The sequence below is a fragment of the Fibrobacter sp. genome (assembly GCF_045601785.1).
GTDB lineage: Bacteria > Fibrobacterota > Fibrobacteria > Fibrobacterales > Fibrobacteraceae > Fibrobacter.
Genome location: NZ_JAZSAF010000013.1, coordinates 128,009 through 138,261, shown reverse-complemented (window position 1 = coordinate 138,261; position 10,253 = coordinate 128,009). Strand labels below are relative to the sequence as shown.

General features: G+C 55.2%; 7 protein-coding genes. All 7 read right to left on the bottom strand.

The genetic code is table 11. The annotated features are described in order from the left end of the window. The coding region (locus tag ACKI61_RS02695) for a right-handed parallel beta-helix repeat-containing protein (RefSeq protein ID WP_407456272.1) at positions 1–223 on the bottom strand (223 nt) is incomplete at its 3' end. 16 nt (positions 224–239) lie between these two features. Continuing rightward, entirely contained in the window at positions 240–2,069 is a 1,830-nt protein-coding gene (locus ACKI61_RS02690) for a glycosyl hydrolase 53 family protein (protein ID WP_407456271.1), read from the bottom strand. A 286-nt stretch (positions 2,070–2,355) separates the two neighbouring features. After that, complete coding sequence (locus ACKI61_RS02685; protein WP_407456270.1) at positions 2,356–4,035, bottom strand: family 43 glycosylhydrolase; 1,680 nt, start codon at positions 4,033–4,035, stop codon at positions 2,356–2,358. 36 nt (positions 4,036–4,071) lie between these two features. Next, positions 4,072–5,655, bottom strand: a complete 1,584-nt coding sequence (locus tag ACKI61_RS02680; RefSeq protein ID WP_407456269.1) for a family 43 glycosylhydrolase — start codon at positions 5,653–5,655, stop codon at positions 4,072–4,074. A gap of 21 nt (positions 5,656–5,676) precedes the next feature. Continuing rightward, the gene (locus ACKI61_RS02675) at positions 5,677–7,782 is read right to left on the bottom strand and encodes a family 43 glycosylhydrolase (RefSeq protein ID WP_407456268.1); all 2,106 of its coding nucleotides are present in this window, start codon (positions 7,780–7,782) and stop codon (positions 5,677–5,679) included. Positions 7,783–7,965: 183 nt separating this feature from the next. Beyond that, entirely contained in the window at positions 7,966–9,315 is a 1,350-nt protein-coding gene (locus ACKI61_RS02670) for a LamG-like jellyroll fold domain-containing protein (RefSeq protein WP_407456267.1), read from the bottom strand. A 14-nt stretch (positions 9,316–9,329) separates the two neighbouring features. After that, a complete protein-coding gene (locus ACKI61_RS02665) occupies positions 9,330–10,187 on the bottom strand; it encodes a TIGR02147 family protein (RefSeq protein WP_290725391.1) in 858 nt (285 codons plus the stop codon). Positions 10,188–10,253 lie beyond the last annotated feature (66 nt).

Genomic DNA, 10,253 nt, shown 5'->3' with positions numbered 1-10,253 from the left:
TTTTCACATACGACGTATCCGTATGCAAGTAGGTGCCGCCGCGAATCCACACGGTATCGCCCGCGTTCACCACGGAATTCGCCTTGTTGAGGGTCGCAAACGGGCTATCCTTCGTTCCCTTGTTCGTATTCTTGCCATCGGGGGCCACGTAGTAGGTTGCCCCGAAAGTTTCCGCTGCAGCCAGGGCAATCACGGCCGCACACAACACGCACTTCATTTTCATACCTCGCCTTGTTCCATTACTTTGTATACATCCTGATTTTTGACGCGCGGTTCTTCAATGCACCCGCAGAACGCCCGTTCACCAGGAAGTTCCGGCCACCGTTACGGAGCGTATTGCTACGCACAGGGATCCTCTGGAGTACCGTCGTGCCACTGTCGCCCACGGCAGAGTCGCCAGGATTGACAGGGACCACCGCGTTTATATCCACGAACTCGATGCGGTCGATATTCGGGCCGCCATCCTTCGTGAGCGAAGCGATGGTGATGGCGCTTGCACCCGCAGGCAACCTGAGCGTCACCACGCTAGAATCCCACGATTCCCAGGCTCCCGTCGATTCGAAGTCCACCGATTCCACCTGCACCTTGCCGTTCACCGCAACACTTACCGGGCGGTTTGCCGTAGAGCCGTTCGCAAAGACAATCTTCACGTCCTTATCGCCCTCGTCGGCAGCAACCACGGAAAGCGTCACCGAGGAACCCACCTCGTTATCGAGATTCGCGTAGCCCTTGCCCGAAAAGCCCTCGCGCGTCGACTCGAGAACCGTCTTGTTGAACACGCCGTTTTCCGCCTCGTACTTGAGCGAATCCTTGCCCACGAACTTGAAGGTCGCGCCCAGGTTCACATCCTTGCCGAGACTTGCCACCGTGTATTCCTTGCCGTTACCCGTATTGTCGCCGGTCCACGCCACGAATTCCCAGCCCTCCTGCGGAACGGCCGTAAAGGTCACCTTGCTCCCTTCGGCAATTTCACTGCCCTCGATGCTTTGCGCAATCGAGCCGCCATAAGCGACCGTCGTCTTCACGTTGTACTTCTTAACGGTCTTGCCGTTCTGCACCCAGTCCGGGAGCGTCGCGTTATATTTTTTCGCGATATCGCGCAGTTCCCTAAGGCGCGCATTCGCCGTGTATTTCTGGCCATCGCGATCAAACATCGGTTTTTTGCTGTAACGGGTCGGCTCCCACACGAAGGTTCCCCAGCCCAAGTCGCCAAATTCATAGAACACCGAGTTCACGAGGGCCGTGCGTTCGCCCGTATATTCGCAACTCAGCACCGCCTTCTTGTTCTTGACCACGAGCCCGAACATATCGCGCCAATCTTGCCCGTTGTTCGTGGTACCGTAGGTGGAACCGCAAATGGCATCGTAGTCGATGTTCGCATGAATCTTGTTGTACCAATCCGCGAAGCCCTTCTCGGGGCGCGGCTGGCCATGCTGCATCACAATCTTGATAGAAGGATCCGTCTCGCGCACCGCACGCACGCCCGAATTGATGATGTTCGCGAAGTCCGCCGTCTTGCTCAGCGAAACGCCCGCCACCCTCGAGTTGATTTCGTTACCCACCTGCACCATGTCGGGGCGAAGTCCCGCCTTCATGAGCGCATCCATGGTCGTCTTCACGTGGTTATAGGCGAGCTTGCCCATCTCGGCATTGCTCTTGCCCGCCCAAGAGGCCGGAACATCCTGATGGCCGATGGAAGCCCACGTGTCGCTCATGTGGAAATCGAGGAAGAACCCCATGTTGTGCGCCTTGATGCGCTTGGCGAGCGCGATGGTATGCTCCAGATCGCACCAGCACACGTTAGAATTCGCGCCCGAGTAGCTGTTCTTCGCGTAGCCGATGCATGAATTCACGAAGGTGCGCACGCGGATAAAGTTGATTCCATGATTCTGCAGGATATCAAAGAGATCCTGCTGCTTGCCGTTATCGTAGTATTTCGCCCCCAAGGACTCGTCTTCGAGCACCCACGAGACATCGACACCCACGATATACGGGCGCGCAAGCGCCGCAACCGCCACGGCACCCAGAACCAGCGCCGTTTTCCTGATGATTTTTCCCAATCCAAACATCCTTCACTCCTTTGATTTTAGTTTATCGCTATTTTGTTTACGGCTTTTTCAAATTTTGTCGTACTATAAATTGTACTACAATTTTCTATAAATATAACTCTTTTTACTACAAAGCGTACTATATTTTTTGAAAAATTTTAAAAATGGCGTTTTTGAGCGAAAAAAAGAGAATATTCATTGGAGTACAAGCTCAATCTCACCCGTAAACAAGCCCTAGCGCGATGGCGAGCAGGCCGAGTAACGCAATCTGCTTGACGATGGCGAAATTTTCACGGTCGAACATGCTTTACCTCAGCTCGATTTTCTGGATGCGGCCGCCGAGCCTTACCACGTATGCGCCGGGAGCAAAATCCCTCACCGAAACTTGCGCGGCGTGCCCGCGGGCAACCACCATGCCGTGCAGGTTCATCAGGGCGTAATCCGCAGCCTGCGAGAACCGCAACCCATCTGCGCGAGAGACCCCGACAATCCGTGCTCCGAAATTCACGGGCGTTATGGCCAGTGACGTAGTTTCTGCGGAACTGCTCGACGCGTCTTCGAAGCTGGAACTTGACATCAGTTCAGCGGTCCCTGAGCTCGACGCATCCTCGCTGGAAGAACTGTACGCAGATTCGTCGCCCATATATTCAAACTTGAACGACTGATTCTGCGTCCCGGTCTGTTTCCACACGACAAGCGGCATTCCCGCCTCCGTAGAGATGTTCAAGACATCGCCCAGGTATTCACTTGCGGTATCCGCGTACAGGCGGTAACCGTCATCCACGTTAAAGTTCTCGATGACAATGCGGTTTTCGGCATCGACGGTCCTTGCGGAATCAAGCAGGTTTCCCTTTCCGAACGAAAGGTACTTTCCCGTTTCGATGTTCCTGAGCGTGTAGGTGTAACCGTCGATTCTTCTGAGCGCCCACAACTGCGATTCACTTTCTTCGGAATCCATTTGGATTACCGCGGAAGCTGCATCTTCGAGACTCAGGCCGCTGTGCCGCGCCTTGATGCGGTAAACGCCATCCCTGATCGGCGCGTGGTCAACCTTCTTTACACCTGCGTCGGTCATGGTGATGTTCGCGATGGTCGAATCGTTTTCGTAGTAGGCATAGTCCACGCACAGCGCACGGCGGAAACTGCCGCCAATCGCGCCCGTATGGTATATGTAATACCACTGGTTATGGAATTCGACGAACGCCTGGTGGCTCGTATTGGAATTCTTGTTGTAGCCGACAATGACCTTGGAATTGGATACGGGCCCCGTCGGGCTTTTCATGGTCGCCTGGCCAATGCGTTCTTCCCAGCCGTAGGCATACGTCAAAAAGTAGTAGCCGTTCCTTTTGTGAACGTACGGAGCCTCGGTAAAACTGGGCGGCGTCACGTTGAACATGCCGCCTTGCAGTTCGACCATGTTTTCCTTGAGCCTGTAGCCCATCACGGCGCCGTTGCCCCAATAAATATAGGCCTGTCCGTCGTCATCGATAAAGACGGTCGGGTCGATATCGTAATTCACGCCGCTATTCGCCGGAGTCATGTCGCTTGTAATGAGAGCCTTGCCGATGGCATCCTTGTACGGGCCGGCCGGATGGTCCGCAACCGCGACGCCAACCGCAAAGTCCCTGCCGTCGTGCACGGTCACGTACCAGTAGAACTTGCCGTTCCGTTCGATAGTCTGGCTCGCCCAGGCACTGCCGCGCGCCCACTTGAACGACTTGATAGAAAGCACGGCCCCGCGATCCACCCAGGTATCCATATCTCCCGAAGAGAATATGTGCCAGTCATTCATTATGTAACCTTCGTGACCGACGGGCGCCTCGTCATGCCCCGTGAAGATATACATGGTATCGTTGTAAACGAGCCCCGCGGGGTCTGCCGTGAACATATTCGTGACAACGGGATTGCTTGCCGCAAATGCGCCAACGGCTAGCGACAAGCCGACACTCATAAAGCCGCCCCGAAGAGCGTTTCCCAATCCGTACATCCAAACACTCCTGCTTTTTAGGACAAATTTCTTCCGCTAGAACATCACCCGATACGGAATCTGCTTGTCGAAACTGCGGCCCTTGAGGTCGCGGTAACCCTTGCGAGCAGGCACCTGCATTCCCTGGCGAGCGGCACGCGGAGCAATCGCGGTAGTTCCACTGCTAGAACTTTCGGGCGCAACTTCGCTGCTCGAAGAATTTTCGGCAACAACGGAGCTGGAAGATTCCTCGACGCTAGAAGACGATTCCGGTTCAACCGCCGGCGGGGTCGCCTTCGCGAGTTTCACCTTCTGGTTGTCCGCACCGGTGCGCACCCAGGTAATCACGGGCATGCCCGCGTCCTTCGAGACATTCAGCACGTCGCCCACAAAGTCGCTGTCGTAGTCACCGTACAGGTAGTAGCCCTTCGCGGCAGAGGCGTTCTCGATGCGGATTTCGCAGGCAGTCGCCGACGTCTTGACGGTATCGAGCAGCGTCTTGGGCGGGCAATAGTAGCGGCCGGTACCGTAATTCTTGAGCGTGTAATGGCGAGCATTTTTCGCGCTGCGTTCCACGGTCCAGAACTGGTTCGCATCCTTTTCGCTTTCGGGGCGCTGCACCACGATTCCGTTCTCTTCGACCAGCGAAAGCGCGCTGTGCGAAACGGTCAGGCGATACGTTCCATTCTCTACGAGCGCGTTATTTACTTTATCTACACCCGTGGTGGTGCGCTTGATTTTCTGGATATTCGCATTCTCGTCGTAGTACAGGTAGTCGATATTCACGGAGCGGCGGTAGGTCCAGCCGCCCGGAGCGTTCGCGCCATGATACATAAAGTACCAGTGGCCGAGATACTTGAAAATCGCCTGGTGGTTCGTCTCGGAATTGTCGAGCTTGTCGTTCAGCACGCCCTTCTGCGTCCACGGGCCATTCAGGCTCGTGGCCATGGAGTAGTTTGTCGTAGACGGGTAGCCCGAGGCGTAACTGAAGTAATAGTTGCCGCGGTACTTGTGCATCCAGGGAGCCTCGAAAAAGTCCCTGATCTTGATGTCTTCGGGCGTACTCGCAAGTTCAATCATGTTTTCCTTGAGCTTTACGCGACGACCCGCATTCCACGAGCCCCAATACATCCAGATATCGTTCCCGTCGTAGAAAATCGCGGGGTCGATATTCAGCGCGACATCGTTCGGGGTGTCATCGGTCACGAGCGCCTTGCCAATAGCATCTTTCCACGGGCCCGAGGGGTGATCGGCCACCGCGACGCCAATCGCGAAACCTTCGTCGCGCACGACGGTCGCATGATGCACAGCCACGTACCAGTAGAACTTGCCGTTACGATATTCACAGTGGCCCGCAAAGGCGTTGCCGTTTGCCCACTTGAAGGTCCGCCACGAAAGTACCGCACCGTAGTCATGGTAGTTTTCCATGTCGTCGGTCACCAGCACGTGCCAGTCGTTCATCAAGAAGAACTTGTTGTTATTCCCTTGGGCGCCCTGCTCGTCGTGGCCCGCAAAAATAAACAGGCTATCGTTGTGCACGAGCGCCGCGGCATCGGCAGAGTAGAATTTTGTAGTGAGGGGATTCGCAGCCATCGCAACAGCCGCTACCCCCATCAGCATAGATAAAGCACGTTTAAACATACCCAAACATCCCTTTTTCTGTTAGCGATTCATCACCTTGAAGACGTACTTTCCTTTAGGCAGGCCCTGCAGCGACACTTCAGATTCCATGCGCACCGTCTTTCGAGCCATCAGCTGACCCAGCGGGTTCATCACGATGATTTCGTAATTACCGGGACGATCAAAATGGAGGGTGTAGCCAGAAGCATTCGTCGTCATTTTGTAATTGGCTTTCAAAGATTTTGCCTGCGCAATCGCGGTCGTTCCGCTGCTGGAACTTTCCGGCGCAACCTCGCTGGAGCTAGATTCCACCGGAGCCACGCTGGAGCTCGAGGCAGGCGGATTCACGCTAGAACTAGATACCGGCGGTTCAATAGAGGCTGCCTTTCCGAAACGGATGTTGCCCACCAGCACTTCGCCGCTCATGCCGCTACCCGTGAGGTAGAAGTCCTTGACGCCCGAAAGCTTCTTGGTGGCAGAGCAGTTCACTTCGGTCCAGGCGCCGTTTGCGCAGCTCGAAGGAACAGTGCACTTGGAAAGTTCCGTACCCGAGGCAGAACCCTCGCGAATACTGAGCGTTCCGCCGCTGCACTGTTGCAGTTCGACCTTGACTTCAGTGCTCTTGATAGAATCCGTCACCACGTTTTCGAAGATGGCGTAGCCACCGTTCTTGACGGCAAGCTTGTCGTCCTTCGTGAGACGCACCTTGATTCCGTTATCGAAGCCGTTGCCCGGAATGGTATCGCGAATCACGCGCAAAAAGTCGATGCGGTCCAGTTCCGCAAAATTCTGGTCGGGTTCCACCTCGATAAAGTTGCCGCCGCGCTTGAGCTTTGCAGGCACCATCGCCACGGACTTTTCGGGGAAACTGCCCCAGGCGCCCGTCTTCGGGAGCTTCACCGTCTGCGCCTTTCCATTCACTGTTACTTTATGCGTAGCATCATTATCGCCGCCGTTCGCGTAACGGTAACGCATAATGTAGTCGCCCGCCTGCATAATGTTCATCGGCAAGCGAATCTTGGAACCCTTCGTATTGATGTAGCCCACGTATTCGCCGTTCGAGGCTTCCTTCGTGTAATTGAAGGTCAGGTCATCCGTCGCACCGCGTGTCATAATGCCGTGTTCCGCCTCGGCACTCAGGTAGCGCCCGAGGAAGGGCTGCCCCATTTCGGGCCAGTTGTCGTCGGTAAACACCAGGTCGCGAATGTGGATGTGGTTGTACTTGTCGCCGGTCAGGTCGTAGTAATGATGCACGAAGCGGATGCGGTTCAGGTCCTTGAAGGCCTCGCCGCCGCCCGGGCCCACGTAACGGCTGTATCGCTGCATCAGGATGGTTCCGCCACCCTTGTTGAGTTCCTTGCCGCTGCGGTCCTTGTAGGTTCCGTTCACCTTGTCGGCGCGGCCCATGGCCGTCTTGTAGGTGGTCTGTTCGATTTCGTTACCTTGTTTGCAACATACGTCCCAGGCCGTGAACAAGAAATACTGCCCGCCGTGCTCGATGAGGCTCGGGCCTTCGATACCCGTACCGCCGCGCGTCGCAATCATGTAGTTCGTCTTGTCATCGCTCGCCTGCTTGCCCGTCTTGGGGTCCAGCTTGATCAAGCGGATACCGCCCGCATTCCACGAACCGTACGTCATCCAGTACTGGCCATCGGGAGTCACCACCACGTCGGCATCAATCGCGTTGTAGTTGTTGCTGTTCGTGGTGCGCGTCACTTCGCCCTGGTCCGTCCAACCCTTCGCCGGATTCGAGAAATCCAGGTTCGCGTTCGTCGCGACACCGATGGCAGAGGTGCGCTGGCCAAAAACGGAGCCGCAGTAGAACACGCCGTACTGGTTATTGAAATGGAACAGGTCCGGAGCCCAGATGCCGTCGGTCTTGCCGCCCACGGCATTCTTGAGCCACTGCGGGCTATCCCTGAAAATCTGGCCCTTCGAACTCCACTTGACCATGTCCGTCGAGGTCCACATTGCCAGGTTGTTATTCGTGGACATAAGGATGTAGCCATTCTCGTCCCTGTACATGGAAGGGTCATGGCCCCCTTGGCGCACGTCAGTTGCATACCACGACTGAGCGAACGCACCTTGGCCCGCAAAAGCGAGCGTGAAAACTGCCGCGGACACCACTCCGCGAGAATTCAATCCCATCACACCAAACATTTTATCTCCCTTTTTACTATAAGGTTTACTATTCAAATATACGCTTATTTTTATTAAAAGTCAATAGTTTTACAACAATTTCAAACTAAATGATGTAATTTTTACAACACTTTACTTAAAAAAAGTCCACATTTCACAAAACACGTCCCGAAAGGCGCCTTAAACACCCGTTTATTCCTTTATAACCGCATATTGCAGGGCGTAGAAGAGCCGCATCCAGTTGTTGGACTGCGTACCGTCGAAGAAGAACACCTCGTCAATACCGCCGCGGATACCGCCATAGCCGATTGCCGGGTTAAACGCAGTGGCAAAGCCCTCGCCTGCATCGAACTGTCTGGATTCCAGCAGCGCTCCGTCGATGAACGTGGTCACGCTATCGCTGTGAATCTTGAACGAGTAGTTGTGCCAGGTTCCGTCGAGCACCCCGTTCGCACGCCCCACGACCGTGTTGTAGACACCCGTGCGCGTATCGAGCCTGAGGTTCACCGCACCCGATGTTCCGCGCTTTTGCAGGGTGAAGCCCACGCTATCCTTCTTGGCCGAAATAATTTGTGCGTACTCGCCCACCTGCATGGAATCGATATTGAACCAGATGGAAAGCCCCATGTAGTAGCCGTCTTCGGAGAAGGGCTTGAAATCGGGAATGTAGAACCAGTTGTCGGTAGAATCCACCCAGCGGGAATTGCCGAGCACAGACGCAAGCTCGTTGCCGGTAGCGAGCGCCGCTTCGGAGGGCACAACCGAATCAAAATGCTCCACATAGCGGGCCAGAGCCAAGTCAATCCGGTCGCTGGACTGGCACGATTCCACGATGTCAAGGGAAATCGCGCCATTCCCGTCGAAGGCGACCTGCGGAAGCACACCCCAATAAACAGCGGAATCAGAAGTCTTTGCCGTGGGGACATTCGCAAGTTCGGCACGACTGAGACGCACCATGTTGCCGTTAGCATCCAGCAGGCAGGGATTTTTTACATCCGGGAGCCGGACCGCGAAAGGCACATCCTCGAACACTTCATCCGACGAGGCCAAATCTTCGAACCCCTCGGGAAGCACGAGCGCGACAGCGCCCTTGAATTCAGCTTCCAGCGCACGGTCGATATTCGTGGAATTTTCCTCAACGTTCCAGGAAACAGCCACGGAACGCACGTCACCTTCCAGAGGGTGCACCGAAACGGATTCATAATTGCCCACGGGCAAGCTATCGAGCGACATCACGCCCGACTCGCACTCAATCGAGGTCGCCACGTGCCTGTAATCCACCGTATCTACATACAAAGTATCTCCCACGGTATCGGCACTCGCCTTGAACACCACGACCGTATCGCCCGCGACAACATCCAGATTTTCGGTAGAAACAAGAATCCGCGCAAGCCCCTTGTTGCCCGTATTCGTCTCAATCAAAATTCCTGCGGAATCCGTAGAAGACGTATTGCTGCAGCCCGCAAAGAAGGCGAGCGCGCACGCCGCGGCAAAAGCGAACGCGAGTCGTCCCGAACCAATCATATTCCTAAAGCATCCCATAAACACATCCCTCCCTACGCCTCGCCCGCACCGGACGGTTTATTATTTTCGCGAATGTTGCTGAACACGTGCAGGTTCACATGCTCCACGACGGTCGGCGTCTCGTTATCGGCCATCACGATCTGGCGCACCTGCGCCTTGAATTTTTCGGCGGCCTTCTCAACCTTCGCCTGTGCGGATTTCGAAACCGCGAACGTGAACGTAGTCATGTCGCGGGACTCGCTCCCTTCGGATTCCAGCGCCTGCTTCGAAAGTTCCAGGCACTGCTTCTGGAACTGGAGCACCATCTGGCTCTTGCTCTGCTGCACTGTGGCAAGGCTATCTTTCGTCGGCTTCCAGAACCCGCGCTCGTCCTTGCGCACGAGCGACATTTTCTGCATAAGTTCAAGGCTTGCCTTCAGGCGCTTCTCGGACACGGGCGGAAAAATCTTCGCCGCGAGTTCCGACACGTCGTCGCCCACATCCATCACCTCGAGAATCGCGTAAACCGTGCTGTTGTACCAGTTGCCAAAGAACTCGTAACTGTCCGGGTCCACAATCGCCTGCGGGTTCTTGTTCAGGCGCATCATGGCGTCGAACGCCGCCTCGCGCACCTGGGCAGTCTTCCCTTGGTCAAAATCGACCATCGCCTCGAAATACCTCGCCTCGTTTCCCTTGAGCCCGATAACGTTGATAAAGCGTTCGCGCATGTTGTCGGTCACGCGTTTGCCCTGCACCACGTCATTGAAATAGCTGCGTGTATTCGGGAGCCCCAGCAAGTTGCAGAACTCGGTACGCGAAAACGAAGGCTCCGCCGCCTGACGGCGCTCCTGGTATTCGGCCAGGAACTTGCGGAACTTGGTAAACTCGAAAATGTTTACGAAGGTATTCATGATATTAAATATACATAAAAATGTAGTACATGGTATAGTAAAAGTTAAAAATTTTCCCGGTACGGG